Source organism: Shigella dysenteriae (genome assembly GCF_022354085.1).
GTDB lineage: Bacteria > Pseudomonadota > Gammaproteobacteria > Enterobacterales > Enterobacteriaceae > Escherichia > Escherichia coli.
Genome location: NZ_CP055055.1, coordinates 3,191,235 through 3,206,775 on the forward strand (window position 1 = coordinate 3,191,235; position 15,541 = coordinate 3,206,775).

The following is a 15,541-nucleotide window of genomic DNA, read 5'->3' on the forward strand; positions in this document are numbered from 1 at the left end:
CCATGGGCCTTTGATATCAATAACTACCTTTTATGCGTGGCCCATTTTTGCCTGATTTAAACATCGCCAGTCGTTGATCCAGGGCATCGCTGTAGAGCATCGTGTCAACGCCAACAGCGACAAAGTTCGCTCCCCACGCCAGGCATTGCTGCGCCATATCAGGAGCCACAGCCAGAAAACCAGCCGCTTTACCCGCAGCACGGATCCGCCGAATGCTGGTTTCAATAATTCGCTGCACTTCCGGGTGTCCGGCGTTATCCGGGTAGCCCAACGACGCAGAAAGATCCGCAGGTCCAATAAACACGCCATCAATCCCTTCGACGTCGAGGATCTCGTCCAGGTTATCCAGTGCCGTTTTACTTTCCACCTGCACTAACAGACAAAGCGAATCGTTGACTTGCGCCATGTAATTCTCAATGCGTCCCCAGCGCGCAGCCCGTGCCACACTGGCCCCAACACCACGTTCACCGTAGGGAGGATAGCGCGTGGCAGACACCACCTGACGTGCCTGATCGGCAGTATCGACCATCGGGATCAGTAGAGTTTGCGCGCCAATATCCAGGACTTGTTTAATCAGCGACTTACTGCCATCCACCGGACGGATCACGGGTTGGCTGGCATAGGGCGCTACCGCCTGTAGCTGGTGATAAAGATCCTGAATGGTGTTTGGCGCGTGCTCCCCATCAATCAGCAACCAGTCATAACCGGAAGTGGCGGCAATTTCTGCCATATAGGCAGTTGTTGAGCTTAACCACAGACCAATTTGCACTTCGCCCTTGCGTAAACGTTCTTTAAAGGGATTGGTTAATAATGCGTTCATCGTGTTCCTTAACCTATTTAATGATGTGCCACGTCGGTCTGCGCAACAGTACGATTTACACGCAGAGTGAAAATAATCAGCGAACCGATGACCGCCACCGCTGCCAGCGTCAGTAATCCCGCCGCATCGCTGGAAAATAACGTTTCTGCTTTCACGCGCAGGATCGGGGCAATAAACCCGCCCACTGCACCAAACAGGTTTACAAAACCAATCCCCGCAGCCAGCGCCGTACCGGAAAGCAGTTGTGTCGGCATCGTCCAGAACACCGGCTGCACGGCAATAAACCCGATGGCTGCAACACACAGCGCTACGATCGCCAGTACTGGAGAAAGCAGCCCGGACAGACCAATACCAATGCCCGCCGCCAGTAATGTCAGCGCTGCGACATTACGCCGTTCGCCGGTTTTATCGGAATAGCGCGGAATAAGCCAGGTCCCAAACAAGGCCGCAACCCACGGAATGGCGGTGACCACCGACGCTGTAAAGCCCACTTTTGTTCCCAGCAATGCCGCAACCTGGGTCGGCAGGAAGAAAATTAATCCGTAAACCGCCACCTGAATGGTCAGGTAGATAATCGCCAGTTGCCAGACTCGCCCATTACGCAGCGCATCGCTCAGCCGAGAAGTCACTTTCTGTTGTTCTTCACTTGCCAGTTGATTGATAAGCAACGTTTTTTCTTGTTTACTCAGAAAACGTGCCTGCTCCGGTGTGTCATCAAGCCAAAAGAATGTGAATACCCCAGCGCCGACTGCCAACAATCCTTCAATCACAAACATCCAGAACCAGCCGGGATGCCCCATAAATCCATGCATCTCCAGCAGCGCGCCGGAAAGCGGTGATCCCAGTGTTAACGCCAGCGGTGCGCCCATATAGAACAGCCCCATAATGCTGGCGCGATTACGCTGCGGAAACCATTGCGAGGTGAGATAAATCATACCAGGGAAAAATCCGGCCTCCGCAGCACCAAGCAGAGTGCGAACTATCAGAAATTTCGCTTCAGTATCGGCCCATGCCATGGCTGCCGAAAGAAATCCCCACAGCAGTGTTGTCGTACCAATCCAGGTTCTGGCCCCCAGTTTGCGCATCAAAAGATTCGCCGGAACACCCAGAAACGCATATACCACAAAGAAAATGCCTGCTCCCAGCGCATAAGCTTCATTACTCAACCCGGTATCAATCTGGTAGGTCTGTTTGGCAAAACCGATATTCGAACGGTCGAGAAACGCCAGCACATACAGCGCCAACATAAACGGAATTAAACGCACACGGTTTTTCTTCACCACGGCGTCAAGCAAAGCGGTGCTTATAAAAAGCTCCTTAGAATATGTGGGCGTTACCGTTGTCACAGCAACGCCCGGAGTGATTAGTGGCTGTAGGGGCGTTTCAAATTGCAGTCACGATTGAGTTCGACGCCAAAACCGGGTTTATCAAGCACTGATTTATGAATACGACCATTCACCGGAACCGGCTCATTGAGCAGAATCGGGTCAAACTGCGGACGCATCGTTGAACAATCCGGACTGGTCATCAGGAATTCGCTGAATGGCGTATTGGTGAAGGTGATCACCGCATGGTGGGAGTAAACAGACGAACCGTGCGGCACCACCAGTTGCCCCCTGGATTTGGCGATTGCGGCAATTTCCACCAGCGTGGTTAAGCCACCGCACCAGCCAACATCCGGCTGCATAATGTCGATACCGGTTTCTGAAAGCGTACGAAAAGATTGCAGTGTGCCGTGGTGCTCACCGCTGGTGACCATCATTCCGACTGGCGCGTTGCGTTTCAGTTCGCGATAACCTTCATACTGCTGTGGCGGCAGGCACTCTTCGATCCATTTCAGGTTATAGGGCGCGCAAGCGTGGGCCAGTTTGGTGGCATAGTTCACGTCCTGACTCATCCAGCAGTCGAGCATTAACCAGAAATCCTCACCGCATTTTTCACGCATATCCGCGACCATAGCGGCATCTTTGCGGATCCCCGCATCGCCATCATGTGGCCCCCAGTGCGTCGGCATTTTGCCACCGATAAAGCCCATCTCTTTTGCCAGATCCGGACGCGCACCTGTGGCGTAGAACTGAATCTCATCACGAACAGCGCCGCCTAAAAGTTTATAAACCGGAAGCCCGACCACTTTGCCGAACAGATCCCACAGAGCCAGATCGACACAGGAAATCGTATTCATCACCAGGCCACCAGAGCCGGAGTAATACAGGGTGGCATTGAGCATTTGATCGTGGATCAGTTTGATATCACTGACACATTTACCCTCAATGAAACGGTTAAGGTGTTTTTCGACGATAAAACAGCCCATTTCACCGGCTGTCGAAACAGCGAATCCGGTCTGGCCGTTTTCTGCTTCGACTTCAACAACCAACGTGCCAAGAACGTTAATGCCAAATGACTGGCGTGACTGCTCGTAATCGCGGTATTTACTCATCGGGGTGGCAATATGATCGTCTATCCAGTGATTCGCCCCCTGGTCGTGATAATCACCGCCGCCAGCGCCTTTTTCTGCTGTCGCACCGCCAGTAAACCAGGCGCGAACCTGTTTAATTTTTGGTAGGGTCATGATGTTCTCCATTGTTATGAGGCTTGTAAGTCAAAGGGACTTTTCCATCCCAACAGACGTGAAATATCCCTGGCGCAGGCAATGGCCTTGCCCGCCAGATAATCACGGTATTCTTCATTGATTTGTAAGCGGGTACCGACCACCGAGATCGCAGCGGTAAGCTCGTTATTGGCGTTAAACACCGGCGCAGCGACACAACGGACATCGGCGTAATCTTCGCCGTTGTCATAGCTCCAGCCCTGACGGCGAATACGCGCCAGTTCTTCGTGAAGTTGCTGTGGATGAGTAATTGTTGTGGGTGTCGCCTGCTCCCAGACCAGCCCTTCGATAATACTTTGCTGTACAGTTGCAGGTTGCCAGGCAAGCAGGCATTTACCTATTCCGGAGCGATAAAGCGAAAGGCTTTTTCCTTCATGTGAACGCACGCTGATAGTGGCTGATGACTCCACTTTCAAAATGTAATAAGCGCTGCCGTTATCAATAATCCCCAGGTGACATAACAGCCCGGTGGTATCCATTAGTTGCGTCAAACGCGGTCGAGCCAGTTCCCGGAGATCCATCTTGCTTAACGCATGACCGGAAAGCTCCACCAGCTTGGTCCACAAACAAAAATTTTCCTGGTGATCAAGGCTAAGAAAACGCTGACGCCTGAGTTCATTAAGCAGCAAATAGGCCGTGCTTTTAGGGATCCCCAATGTGTCAATGATCGTCGCAGCATTACAGGGGCCAATGCGGGCAATCAAATTGAGAATATCAATAGCCCGTGTCAGGGCGGGAACTTTGCTTGATTCCAACATACTGGACTCCAGTCTTAGATACTGGAATCAGTCTCGTTGCTCAGGGGGAGTAAAATTGTGAAGCGCATCAAATCCCGCTCCTCGTCCAACGGACTGGAGAAATTACGCACAAATTTGTGAATCAGCGCACGGATTTTTTCTTATTGAGTACAACAGGTTGGACAAATTTTGCCGGAGGGGGAATGTGCCGGTGCAGTAAACCGGCACAGAGTGGCGGAATCAGACAGATAAGGTCATGGACTCAACAACCTCAATCCAGCCATGCTCACTGGCAATGTCCTGGCCGTTTAACCAACGGCGTAGCATATTCAGTGCCATCATTGCGCACACTTCCTGACGGATAGCCAGGCTGTAGCGTGTAGTGCTGAAACGCACACGCAGAGCGAAAGTGCCATCTGGCGTGGCTAGCGCAAAGTTGAGATGCTCGTTCTCGAAACCCGAAACAGCCAGTGCCAGCCCGGCAAAATGGTTGGCCCGCCGTTCTGTAATCCAGTGCGCAGTTTGCGCCAGGGTTTCTTCCTGTGAAGGAACCACTTCACACGCCAGCAGTGGAGCACCTGCGCGAGAAAGTTGCAAAGCCAATAAACCACCGGTGAATTGCTCGCTCAACGTCAGGCTGAACTGGCGGTTTTGCAATTCGCGACTGATCTGCGCGGGCAGTCCTTCGGTGCCTTCGAAAATCACGCTCTGTCCGGCAACACGTTTAACGTCCAGCCACAGTTTTTCCATCGCCTGTTGCTCGCTTGCCGGTCCGGTGAGTTTCAGTTCGATGATCGGCATTGAGGAGCGATAGCCCATTGTTACGCCCGGCGGCAGTTGTAGAGTGTCCAGGCTTTGTGCCAGATCGCTTTCCGAACGACCAAAGGTAGTCAAACGCAGGCAAACCGGCGGCTGTGGTAAAGAAAAACGCTCGCGCAGACGCGGCAGGATTTCGTGCTCGACCATCACCTTAAATTCTGACGGTACGCCGGGAGTAAAGAACATCAGGCAACGATTAAGCTGCACGGCAAAACCACAGGCGGTGCCTACTGGGTTATTGATAAATTCAGCACTGGCAGGCAGCTCCGCTTGTTTACGGTTGCTCGGTGCCATTACTCGTCCACGTTCGTGGAAATAGCGTTCCATCTCTTTGAGCCAGGCTTCATGCAGCACCAGGCCTTCACCTTTTGCTGTCGCAGCGGCGAGTGCGCTTAAATCATCGCTGGTCGGTCCCAGCCCGCCGTTAACGATCAGCACATCGGCGTGCTGACTACGTTCGCGAAGAATGGTGACTAAGTCATCAAGGTTATCCCCCACCGTATTGCGGCGAGATAATGGCAACCCCTGATGAAAGAAAAAATCGGCCAGCCAGGCAGCGTTAGTGTCAACGATTTGCCCGTGTAACACTTCATCCCCGGTGGATAGCATTTCCACTTTTAACATGGTTATCTCCTGCTTTTGTTATCGAATCACTATAACGCAAAGGGAGATAAGGCGTAGTAAGAAACTGAATGGCGCGACAGAATGCCGCGCCGGAAGGGATCAGAAACTGGCGTTAACCCCAACATACGGGCCGTCAGCCACGGCGTTGTCGCGGTTACCGTCTTTACCCGACAGATTCAGGTAGCGATAACCCGCCTCAATACTGACTGGACGCATAATGGTGTAACGCGCGCCAGCATTCGCTTCCTCATAACTTTTAATACCGCTGGAGAGTGAATCCGGAGAGTAGTAATACTCGCCAAACAAACGGAAGCTGTTGCCAATTTTCCACTGCAAACCACCTCCTACCGCTGCGGCATAACCTTCATCGCCGTAATTCGGGTTGGTGTAAACGCCTTTTCCGCCAACGGTCGCCATTAACGGCCCGAGAGGCAGATTCAACCCCAGCCCCACGCCCGCGACGTCACCGTCGTCGTCGTTATGTGTCCAGTTACCGCTTAAAGCCAGGCCCGTCGATTCAGTCCCAAAACCGACACCAATATTGGTGTATTCTTTACCCGCCTGGCCGCTGATGCTCATTGCATTGACCGATGCAGAAACCAACAGCATTCCGGCCAGACCTGCTAGCGCAATTTTTTTCATTATCCCCTTTCCCACAAGCAATTAATCAAAATTCCCAAAGCTGCGGGATTGTACTGCCTGGCGCAGAGGATTCAATGAGCGAAAAAAGGGATCTAGTCACTTATTGTAACTAAATACTTCTTAAATAATTAAACGCCGAAAAAATAAACACACTTTACCGATACACACAAAAATAATAATAAGTGCAGTTATCATCGCAAAAGAGATTACTGTCACTTTCACATATTTCTGAGTTACCGTATTCTCATGGTTTCTTTTTATTTATAAGGAATACCCCTGTGCGACAACGGACTATTGTATGCCCTTTGATTCAAAATGATGGTGCTTATTTGCTGTGTAAAATGGCCGACGATCGCGGCGTTTTCCCCGGTCAATGGGCGCTTTCGGGTGGCGGCGTGGAGCCCGGCGAACGAATTGAAGAGGCACTACGCCGCGAAATTCGCGAAGAATTGGGAGAACAGCTGCTTTTGACAGAAATCACGCCATGGACCTTCAGCGATGATATTCGCACCAAGACGTATGCAGATGGTCGCAAGGAAGAGATTTATATGATTTACCTGATTTTTGACTGCGTTTCTGCCAACCGAGAAGTGAAAATAAACGAAGAGTTTCAGGACTACGCGTGGGTAAAACCTGAAGATCTGGTGCATTATGATTTGAATGTTGCCACCCGAAAAACGTTACGTTTGAAAGGTCTTCTTTAACAATGATGACAGCCATCACTGGCTGTCAGATTGAAAATTTAGTGGTTAACGAATTCCCCATCCAGATAAACTTTGCCTTTTTCCACATGCATGACTAAACCATCCAGATAATCAGGTTTAAATGTCGCATCACGCTTATCTTTAGCAATATATGTCAGGCAATGATTATGGGTAAAAATAACGATATTTTTATCAGGTGCTTTTCTTTGTAAGTCTTTAATTGCACTATAAATCTCATTACCGCATTGAAGAAGTCGTTTATCTACCGTGAGCTTTTTACCCGCTGAAAACCAGGTCGCGGACTGAATGGTCCGGACGGTATTACTGGAATAAAGATCGAAATCAGGGATATCAGCACTAAAAGCGTTGCCCAGTTCACGGGCATCCTGGGTACCTTTGACCGTAATACCTGTTTTATCTGACAAGCATTGATTGGTTGAACGATCGCAACGTTCAGCATGGCGAAACAAAACGACAACCGGGTGCTGCTGTGCCAGTCTGGCCAATGTTTTATTGTCGATACGTGGCAAACCATTGCTACTCCAGGCGGCATGAGTACCCAGTCCGGCAATTGCAGCGAGCGCCAGTAAAATGATGAAATATTTTTTTGACTTCAACGAAGAGCGGCAAAAAGCTAACACGTAAACTCCACCTATAGACAAGCGCAACCAGACAATTACCGTGAAATTGAGCGACATTTCTGGCGATAATTAGCAGTTGGTGTAATATTAAAAATCCTGCGATGCCGGCAAAATGCCTCAAAATTTTGCCAAATGCAAAGCCTAAATAAGAAAAAATATAAAAATTTCAATATTTACGTCTAATATTAGTTTCTTAAGGTTAAGTTAATATTCTATCCTTAAAATTTCGCTCCAAATGGCAAAATATACACAACACTCTTTATAGCAAATATAAGTGGACAGGTATTCAATGGCGGAAGGAAAAGCAATGTCAGAATTTTTGCCTTTTTCGCGACCAGCAATGGGCGTGGAGGAACTCGCTGCAGTTAAAGAGGTTCTCGAATCCGGTTGGATCACAACCGGTCCGAAGAATCAGGCGCTTGAACAAGCCTTTTGCCAGTTGACGGGAAATCAGCATGCCATCGCGGTCAGTTCAGCCACCGCCGGAATGCATATCACGCTAATGGCGTTGGAAATTGGCAAGGGCGATGAAGTGATTACGCCTTCCCTGACCTGGGTTTCAACCCTCAATATGATTTCCTTGTTGGGTGCAACGCCGGTAATGGTGGATGTCGACCGCGATACGCTGATGGTCACGCCTGAAGCTATCGAGTCAGCCATTACGCCACGCACTAAAGCCATCATTCCGGTGCATTATGCCGGTGCGCCAGCAGATATTGACGCCATTCGCGCCATTGGCGAACGTTACGGCATCGCAGTTATCGAAGATGCTGCCCATGCCGTCGGTACGTATTACAAAGGGCGACATATTGGCGCAAAAGGTACCGCTATTTTTTCATTTCATGCCATTAAAAATATTACCTGTGCGGAAGGTGGCCTGATTGTAACTGATAATGAAAACCTTGCCCGCCAGCTACGGATGCTGAAATTTCACGGTCTGGGTGTCGATGCCTATGACAGACAAACCTGGGGCCGTGCACCGCAGGCTGAAGTCTTAACACCGGGCTATAAGTACAATCTGACCGATATTAACGCCGCGATTGCCCTGACACAGTTAGCTAAATTAGAGCACCTCAACACCCGTCGGCGCGAAATTGCCCAGCAATATCAGCAAGCACTGGCAGCTCTCCCCTTTCAGCCATTAAGCCTTCCCGCCTGGTCGCACGTTCACGCCTGGCATCTGTTTATTATTCGTGTCGATGAACAACGTTGTGGTATCAGTCGCGATGTGTTGATGGAAGCGTTAAAAGAAAGAGGTATTGGTACCGGGTTACATTTCCGCGCCGCTCACACACAAAAATATTATCGCGAGCGTTTTCCCACGCTGTCGTTACCGAATACCGAATGGAATAGCGAACGCATCTGTTCGTTGCCGCTGTTCCCGGATATGACTACCGCCGATGCCGACCGCGTCATCACAGCCCTTCAGCAACTCGCAGGACAATAAGCCATGTTTGAAATCCACCCTGTTAAGAAAGTCTCGGTGGTTATTCCCGTTTATAACGAGCAGGAAAGCTTACCGGAATTAATCAGGCGCACCACCACAGCCTGTGAATCACTGGGGAAAGAGTATGAGATCCTGCTGATTGATGACGGCAGTAGCGATAATTCCGCGCATATGCTGGTCGAAGCCTCACAAGCGGAGAACAGCCATATTGTGTCTATTTTGCTTAACCGCAATTACGGGCAGCATTCAGCGATTATGGCGGGATTCAGTCACGTTACTGGCGACTTAATTATTACCCTCGATGCCGATCTCCAGAATCCGCCAGAGGAGATCCCCCGTCTGGTGGCAAAAGCCGATGAAGGTTACGACGTGGTAGGGACTGTACGCCAGAACCGCCAGGACAGCTGGTTTCGTAAAACAGCTTCGAAGATGATTAACCGGCTTATTCAGCGCACCACCGGCAAAGCGATGGGTGACTACGGTTGTATGTTGCGCGCCTATCGCCGTCATATTGTCGATGCGATGTTGCACTGCCATGAACGCAGCACCTTTATCCCGATTCTGGCGAATATCTTCGCCCGCCGTGCCATTGAAATTCCAGTGCATCATGCCGAACGTGAGTATGGTGAATCCAAATACAGCTTTATGCGCCTGATTAATTTGATGTACGACCTGGTGACCTGCCTTACCACAACGCCGCTACGTATGCTGAGTCTGCTCGGCAGCATTATTGCGATTGGAGGTTTTAGCATTGCGGTGCTGCTGGTGATTTTACGCCTGACCTTCGGACCACAATGGGCGGCAGAAGGCGTCTTTATGCTATTTGCCGTGCTGTTTACTTTTATTGGCGCTCAGTTTATCGGCATGGGATTACTCGGTGAATATATCGGCAGGATCTACACCGATGTCCGCGCCCGCCCCCGCTATTTTGTTCAGCAAGTTATCCGTCCATCCAGCAAGGAAAATGAATAATGAAAACCGTCGTTTTTGCCTACCACGATATGGGATGCCTCGGTATTGAAGCCCTGCTGTCTGCCGGTTACGAAATTAGCGCCATTTTTACCCATACTGATAATCCCGGTGAAAAAGCCTTTTATGGTTCGGTGGCTCGTCTGGCGGCGGAAAGAGGCATTCCGGTTTATGCGCCGGATAACGTTAATCATCCGCTGTGGGTGGAACGCATTGCCCAACTGTCGCCAGATGTGATTTTCTCTTTTTATTATCGCCATCTTATTTGCGACGAAATTTTGCAGCTCGCTCCCGCAGGTGCAATTAATCTGCACGGTTCGCTGTTACCAAAATATCGTGGTCGCGCGCCGCTGAACTGGGTGCTGGTGAACGGTGAAACGGAAACGGGCGTTACATTGCACCGAATGGTAAAACGTGCCGATGCCGGGGCCATTGTGGCGCAACTGCGCGTTGCCATTGCGCCAGACGATATCGCTATTACGCTGCATCATAAATTGTGCCATGCCGCGCGCCAGCTACTGGAACAGACATTACCCGCCATTAAACACGGTAATATTCTGGAAATCGCCCAGCGCGAAAACGAAGCCACCTGTTTTGGTCGCAGAACGCCGGATGACAGTTTCCTCGAATGGCATAAGCCGGCATCCGTACTGCACAACATGGTACGTGCCGTTGCCGATCCGTGGCCGGGTGCCTTCAGCTATGTTGGCAATCAGAAATTCACCGTCTGGTCGTCGCGTGTTCATCCTCATGCCAGCAAAGCACAGCCGGGGAGCGTGATTTCTGTTGCGCCACTGCTGATTGCCTGTGGCGATGGCGCGCTGGAAATCGTCACCGGACAGGCGGGCGACGGCATTACTATGCAGGGCTCGCAATTAGCGCAGACGCTGGGCCTGGTGCAAGGTTCACGCTTGAATAGCCAGCCTGCCTGTGCCGCCCGACGCCGTACCCGGGTACTCATCCTCGGGGTGAATGGCTTTATTGGCAACCATCTGACAGAACGCCTGCTGCGCGAAGATCATTATGAAGTTTACGGTCTGGATATTGGCAGCGATGCGATAAGCCGTTTTCTGAATCATCCGCATTTTCACTTTGTCGAAGGCGATATCAGTATTCATTCCGAATGGATTGAGTATCACGTCAAAAAATGTGATGTCGTCTTGCCGCTGGTGGCGATAGCCACGCCGATTGAATATACCCGCAATCCGCTGCGCGTATTTGAACTCGATTTTGAAGAGAATCTGCGCATTATCCGCTACTGCGTGAAGTACCGTAAGCGAATCATCTTCCCATCAACTTCAGAAGTTTATGGAATGTGTAGCGATAAATACTTCGATGAGGACCATTCTAATTTAATCGTCGGCCCGGTGAATAAACCACGCTGGATTTATTCGGTGTCAAAACAATTACTTGATCGGGTGATCTGGGCCTATGGCGAAAAAGAGGGTTTACAGTTCACCCTCTTCCGCCCGTTTAACTGGATGGGACCACGACTGGATAACCTTAATGCGGCACGAATCGGCAGCTCCCGCGCGATTACGCAACTCATTCTCAATCTTGTAGAAGGTTCACCGATTAAGCTGATTGATGGCGGAAAACAAAAACGCTGCTTTACTGATATTCGCGATGGAATCGAGGCGTTATACCGCATTATCGAAAATGCGGGAAATCGCTGCGACGGCGAAATTATCAACATTGGCAATCCTGAGAACGAAGCGAGCATTGAGGAACTGGGCGAGATGCTGCTGGCGAGCTTCGAAAAACATCCGCTGCGCCATCATTTCCCACCGTTTGCGGGCTTTCGCGTTGTCGAAAGTAGCAGCTACTACGGCAAAGGATATCAGGACGTAGAGCATCGTAAACCGAGCATCCGCAATGCCCACCGCTGCCTGGACTGGGAGCCGAAAATTGATATGCAGGAAACCATCGACGAAACGCTGGATTTCTTCCTGCGCACCGTTGATCTTACGGATAAACCATCATGACCAAAGTAGGCTTACGCATTGATGTCGATACCTTTCGTGGCACCCGTGAAGGCGTGCCGCGTCTGCTGGAAATCTTGAGTAAGCATAATATTCAGGCCAGCATTTTTTTCAGCGTCGGCCCGGACAATATGGGCCGCCATCTCTGGCGACTGGTGAAGCCACAGTTTTTGTGGAAGATGCTGCGCTCAAACGCGGCATCGCTTTATGGCTGGGATATTTTACTGGCAGGTACGGCCTGGCCAGGTAAAGAGATTGGTCATGCCAATGCCGATATCATTCGTGAAGCGGCTAAACATCACGAAGTCGGCCTGCACGCCTGGGATCACCATGCCTGGCAAGCCCGTAGCGGTAACTGGGATCGGCAAACAATGATCGACGATATTGCACGCGGCCTTCGCACTCTGGAAGAGATTATCGGTCAACCGGTAACCTGTTCTGCCGCTGCGGGCTGGCGTGCCGACCAGCAGGTGATCGAAGCAAAAGAAGCGTTCCATTTGCGCTACAACAGCGATTGTCGTGGGGCCATGCCGTTCCGTCCACTGCTCGAATCAGGAAACCCTGGCACTGCGCAAATTCCGGTGACATTACCCACCTGGGACGAAGTGATTGGTCGGGATGTGAAAGCAGAAGATTTTAATGGTTGGTTACTCAACCGCATCCTGCGAGATAAAGGCACGCCGGTTTATACCATTCATGCAGAAGTTGAAGGCTGCGCTTATCAGCATAATTTTGTGGATCTCCTCAAACGCGCAGCTCAGGAAGGCGTGACATTTTGCCCTTTAAGCGAACTGTTATCAGAGACGTTGCCGCTCGGACAAGTTGTTCGCGGAAATATTGCCGGACGTGAAGGCTGGCTGGGTTGCCAACAAATTGCGGGTAGTCGCTGATGAAATCGGTACGTTACCTTATCGGCCTCTTCGCGTTTATTGCCTGCTATTACCTGTTACCGATCAGCACGCGTCTGCTATGGCAACCCGATGAAACGCGTTATGCGGAAATCAGTCGGGAAATGCTGGCATCCGGCGACTGGATTGTGCCCCATCTGTTAGGGCTACGTTATTTTGAAAAACCCATTGCCGGATACTGGATTAACAGCATTGGGCAATGGCTATTTGGCGCGAATAACTTTGGTGTGCGGGCAGGCGTTATCTTTGCGACCCTGTTAACTGCCGCGCTGGTGACCTGGTTTACTCTGCGCTTATGGCGCGATAAACGTCTGGCATTACTCGCCACAGTAATTTATCTCTCATTGTTTATTGTCTATGCCATCGGCACTTATGCCGTGCTCGATCCGTTTATTGCATTCTGGCTGGTGGCGGGAATGTGCAGCTTCTGGCTGGCAATGCAGGCACAGACGTGGAAAGGCAAAAGCGCAGGATTTTTACTGCTGGGAATCACCTGCGGCATGGGGGTGATGACCAAAGGTTTTCTCGCCCTTGCCGTGCCGGTATTAAGCGTGCTGCCATGGGTAGCGACGCAAAAACGCTGGAAAGATCTCTTTATTTACGGCTGGCTGGCGGTTATCAGTTGCGTACTGACGGTTCTCCCCTGGGGACTGACGATAGCGCAGCGGGAGCCTGACTTCTGGCACTATTTTTTCTGGGTTGAGCATATTCAACGCTTTGCACTGGATGATGCCCAACATAGAGCTCCGTTCTGGTACTACGTGCCGGTCATCATTGCCGGTAGCCTTCCGTGGCTGGGATTACTCCCCGGTGCACTGTACACAGGCTGGAAAAACCGCAAGCATTCCGCAACCGTCTATTTGTTGAGCTGGACGATAATGCCGCTGCTGTTTTTCTCCGTCGCTAAAGGCAAATTGCCCACCTATATTCTTTCCTGCTTTGCACCTCTGGCAATGCTGATGGCGCATTACGCTTTGCTGGCAGCAAAAAATAATCCTCTGGCGTTGCGGATTAATGGCTGGATTAACATCGCTTTTGGCGTCACTGGCATTATTGCCACATTTGTGGTCTCCCCCTGGGGACCAATGAACACGCCGGTGTGGCAAACCTTCGAGAGCTATAAAGTCTTTTGTGCCTGGTCGATTTTTTCGCTATGGGCATTTTTCGGCTGGTACACCTTAACAAACGTCGAAAAGACCTGGTCTTTTGCCGCGCTTTGCCCGCTGGGGCTGGCGTTGCTGGTAGGATTTTCAATTCCTGACAGAGTCATGGAAGGAAAACATCCGCAATTTTTTGTCGAGATGACACAAGAATCACTTCAGCCAAGCCGCTATATTCTTACTGATAGCGTCGGTGTTGCCGCAGGTCTGGCATGGAGCCTGCAACGCGATGACATCATCATGTATCGCCAGACAGGTGAGTTGAAATACGGCCTTAATTATCCGGATGCGAAAGGGAGATTTGTCAGCGGTGATGAGTTCGCAAACTGGCTTAATCAACATCGTCAGGAGGGGATTATTACACTCGTGCTTTCGGTTGACCGCGATGAAGATATCAACAGTCTCGCCATTCCGCCCGCAGATGCCATCGATCGTCAGGAGCGTCTGGTGCTGATTCAGTATCGTCCCAAATGATCTGGCTAACATTAGTCTTTGCCAGCTTGCTTAGCGTTGCCGGGCAGTTGTGTCAGAAACAGGCAACCTGCTTTGTGGCGATAAACAAACGGCGCAAACATATCGTGCTGTGGCTGGGACTGGCGCTGGCTTGTCTTGGTCTTGCCATGGTGCTCTGGCTGCTGGTCTTGCAGAACGTACCGGTAGGCATTGCCTACCCGATGTTAAGTCTGAATTTTGTCTGGGTGACGCTGGCTGCAGTAAAACTGTGGCACGAACCGGTATCGCCGCGTCACTGGTGTGGGGTGGCGTTCATTATTGGTGGCATTGTGATCCTCGGGAGTACGGTGTAATGGGCCTGATGTGGGGATTATTCAGCGTCATTATTGCCTCAGTTGCGCAATTAAGCCTGGGTTTTGCGGCGAGTCATCTGCCGCCGATGACGCACTTATGGGATTTTATCGCGGCTCTGTTAGCTTTTGGGCTGGATGCCCGGATACTGTTACTCGGGCTGCTGGGTTATCTGCTTTCCGTTTTTTGTTGGTATAAAACGCTACATAAACTTGCGCTAAGCAAAGCCTATGCCTTGCTCAGTATGAGTTATGTGCTGGTATGGATTGCTTCAATGGTACTTCCCGGCTGGGAAGGGACTTTTTCGCTGAAAGCACTACTGGGAGTAGCCTGTATTATGAGCGGGTTGATGCTGATTTTCCTGCCCACGACAAAACAACGTTACTGAGTTTTCCCTGCCACTTTACACTGCCGTTCCCACTCATCGGGGCTATAACTGCTTGCCGAGAGGACTTTCACCGTATGCAGCTTTTCACGATTAATACAATAAAGCGCATTCTGCAAAGGCGAGAGTAAATCCCCCACTTTCACGGCGAAGTCACTCTTCACTTCGGCGATCATTTTTATCGCGCCGCCAGCATCGCAGAGCATAAGTACATGTCTGTTATCTTGTTTATTGCAGCACGATTTTTTGACCAGCCATTCCATTGCATTATCCTGTTTGCTAAGAGTTTTC

The 15,541-nt window shown here is 50.6% G+C and carries 16 protein-coding genes; 8 read left to right on the top strand and 8 right to left on the bottom strand.

From position 1 onward, the window contains the following. Window positions 1-16: 16 nt before the first annotated feature. The 6 genes from yfaU to HUZ68_RS15305 form a co-directional block, all read right to left on the bottom strand. Window positions 17-820, bottom strand: a complete 804-nt coding sequence (gene yfaU, locus HUZ68_RS15280; protein WP_000992980.1) for a 2-keto-3-deoxy-L-rhamnonate aldolase — start codon at window positions 818-820, stop codon at window positions 17-19. 17 nt (window positions 821-837) lie between these two features. Next, window positions 838-2,127 carry an MFS transporter gene (locus HUZ68_RS15285; protein WP_021557003.1) on the bottom strand — a complete coding sequence of 430 codons (1,290 nt, stop codon included), beginning with the start codon at window positions 2,125-2,127 and terminating at the stop codon, window positions 838-840. Window positions 2,128-2,183: 56 nt separating this feature from the next. Beyond that, window positions 2,184-3,389, bottom strand: coding sequence for an L-rhamnonate dehydratase (gene rhmD, locus HUZ68_RS15290; RefSeq protein ID WP_000174592.1), 1,206 nt, complete (start codon window positions 3,387-3,389; stop codon window positions 2,184-2,186). 14 nt (window positions 3,390-3,403) lie between these two features. Beyond that, entirely contained in the window at window positions 3,404-4,186 is a 783-nt protein-coding gene (locus tag HUZ68_RS15295) for an IclR family transcriptional regulator (RefSeq protein ID WP_000894166.1), read from the bottom strand. Window positions 4,187-4,405: 219 nt separating this feature from the next. Beyond that, entirely contained in the window at window positions 4,406-5,608 is a 1,203-nt protein-coding gene (locus tag HUZ68_RS15300; RefSeq protein ID WP_000921621.1) for a nicotinamide mononucleotide deamidase-related protein YfaY, read from the bottom strand. A 99-nt stretch (window positions 5,609-5,707) separates the two neighbouring features. Further along, on the bottom strand, window positions 5,708-6,250 hold the full coding sequence (locus tag HUZ68_RS15305) for a YfaZ family outer membrane protein (RefSeq protein ID WP_001301623.1): 543 nt from the start codon (window positions 6,248-6,250) through the stop codon (window positions 5,708-5,710). Window positions 6,251-6,528: 278 nt separating this feature from the next. On the opposite strand from HUZ68_RS15305, the gene nudI reads away from it, so the two are divergent. Then, a complete protein-coding gene (nudI, locus tag HUZ68_RS15310; RefSeq protein WP_001249884.1) occupies window positions 6,529-6,954 on the top strand; it encodes a nucleoside triphosphatase NudI in 426 nt (141 codons plus the stop codon). Window positions 6,955-6,992: 38 nt separating this feature from the next. Here nudI and ais read toward each other — a convergent pair whose 3' ends face one another. Beyond that, window positions 6,993-7,595, bottom strand: a complete 603-nt coding sequence (ais, locus tag HUZ68_RS15315; protein WP_001317957.1) for a lipopolysaccharide core heptose(II)-phosphate phosphatase Ais — start codon at window positions 7,593-7,595, stop codon at window positions 6,993-6,995. A 307-nt stretch (window positions 7,596-7,902) separates the two neighbouring features. Here ais and arnB point away from each other — a divergent pair, with 307 nt between their 5' ends. The 7 genes from arnB to arnF are packed head-to-tail and all read left to right on the top strand — an operon-like array spanning window position 7,903 to window position 15,253. After that, the gene (gene arnB / locus HUZ68_RS15320) at window positions 7,903-9,042 is read left to right on the top strand and encodes a UDP-4-amino-4-deoxy-L-arabinose aminotransferase (RefSeq protein ID WP_033815425.1); all 1,140 of its coding nucleotides are present in this window, start codon (window positions 7,903-7,905) and stop codon (window positions 9,040-9,042) included. A gap of 3 nt (window positions 9,043-9,045) precedes the next feature. Beyond that, entirely contained in the window at window positions 9,046-10,014 is a 969-nt protein-coding gene (gene arnC / locus HUZ68_RS15325; RefSeq protein WP_000461658.1) for an undecaprenyl-phosphate 4-deoxy-4-formamido-L-arabinose transferase, read from the top strand. Further along, complete coding sequence (gene arnA, locus HUZ68_RS15330; protein ID WP_033815409.1) at window positions 10,014-11,996, top strand: bifunctional UDP-4-amino-4-deoxy-L-arabinose formyltransferase/UDP-glucuronic acid oxidase ArnA; 1,983 nt, start codon at window positions 10,014-10,016, stop codon at window positions 11,994-11,996. Before arnC ends, arnA begins: the two co-directional genes overlap by 1 nt. Continuing rightward, window positions 11,993-12,883 carry a 4-deoxy-4-formamido-L-arabinose-phosphoundecaprenol deformylase gene (gene arnD / locus HUZ68_RS15335; protein WP_000169737.1) on the top strand — a complete coding sequence of 297 codons (891 nt, stop codon included), beginning with the start codon at window positions 11,993-11,995 and terminating at the stop codon, window positions 12,881-12,883. Before arnA ends, arnD begins: the two co-directional genes overlap by 4 nt. Further along, a complete protein-coding gene (gene arnT, locus HUZ68_RS15340) occupies window positions 12,883-14,535 on the top strand; it encodes a lipid IV(A) 4-amino-4-deoxy-L-arabinosyltransferase (protein WP_000844063.1) in 1,653 nt (550 codons plus the stop codon). The genes arnD and arnT overlap by 1 nt, the downstream gene beginning before the upstream one ends. Next, window positions 14,532-14,867, top strand: a complete 336-nt coding sequence (gene arnE / locus HUZ68_RS15345) for a 4-amino-4-deoxy-L-arabinose-phosphoundecaprenol flippase subunit ArnE (RefSeq protein WP_000638031.1) — start codon at window positions 14,532-14,534, stop codon at window positions 14,865-14,867. The genes arnT and arnE overlap by 4 nt, the downstream gene beginning before the upstream one ends. After that, window positions 14,867-15,253 (top strand): 4-amino-4-deoxy-L-arabinose-phosphoundecaprenol flippase subunit ArnF, encoded by a 387-nt coding sequence (gene arnF / locus HUZ68_RS15350; RefSeq protein ID WP_000523880.1) that lies wholly within the window; start codon window positions 14,867-14,869, stop codon window positions 15,251-15,253. The genes arnE and arnF overlap by 1 nt, the downstream gene beginning before the upstream one ends. Here the strand turns inward: arnF and pmrD are convergent. Next, window positions 15,247-15,513: a signal transduction protein PmrD gene (gene pmrD / locus HUZ68_RS15355; protein WP_001295285.1), complete on the bottom strand. Its 267-nt coding sequence runs from the start codon at window positions 15,511-15,513 to the stop codon at window positions 15,247-15,249. The two genes, arnF and pmrD, sit on opposite strands and share 7 nt — an antisense overlap. Window positions 15,514-15,541 lie beyond the last annotated feature (28 nt).

Coding starts and splice junctions, on each gene's coding strand:
- arnB (WP_033815425.1), top strand. CDS start 7,903: ATGTCAGAATTTTTGCCTTTTTCGCGACCAGCAATGGGCGTGGAGGAA.
- HUZ68_RS15305 (WP_001301623.1), bottom strand. CDS start 6,250: ATGAAAAAAATTGCGCTAGCAGGTCTGGCCGGAATGCTGTTGGTTTCT.
- arnD (WP_000169737.1), top strand. CDS start 11,993: ATGACCAAAGTAGGCTTACGCATTGATGTCGATACCTTTCGTGGCACC.
- yfaU (WP_000992980.1), bottom strand. CDS start 820: ATGAACGCATTATTAACCAATCCCTTTAAAGAACGTTTACGCAAGGGC.
- arnF (WP_000523880.1), top strand. CDS start 14,867: ATGGGCCTGATGTGGGGATTATTCAGCGTCATTATTGCCTCAGTTGCG.
- HUZ68_RS15295 (WP_000894166.1), bottom strand. CDS start 4,186: ATGTTGGAATCAAGCAAAGTTCCCGCCCTGACACGGGCTATTGATATT.
- arnC (WP_000461658.1), top strand. CDS start 9,046: ATGTTTGAAATCCACCCTGTTAAGAAAGTCTCGGTGGTTATTCCCGTT.
- pmrD (WP_001295285.1), bottom strand. CDS start 15,513: ATGGAATGGCTGGTCAAAAAATCGTGCTGCAATAAACAAGATAACAGA.
- HUZ68_RS15300 (WP_000921621.1), bottom strand. CDS start 5,608: ATGTTAAAAGTGGAAATGCTATCCACCGGGGATGAAGTGTTACACGGG.
- arnE (WP_000638031.1), top strand. CDS start 14,532: ATGATCTGGCTAACATTAGTCTTTGCCAGCTTGCTTAGCGTTGCCGGG.
- arnA (WP_033815409.1), top strand. CDS start 10,014: ATGAAAACCGTCGTTTTTGCCTACCACGATATGGGATGCCTCGGTATT.
- arnT (WP_000844063.1), top strand. CDS start 12,883: ATGAAATCGGTACGTTACCTTATCGGCCTCTTCGCGTTTATTGCCTGC.
- rhmD (WP_000174592.1), bottom strand. CDS start 3,389: ATGACCCTACCAAAAATTAAACAGGTTCGCGCCTGGTTTACTGGCGGT.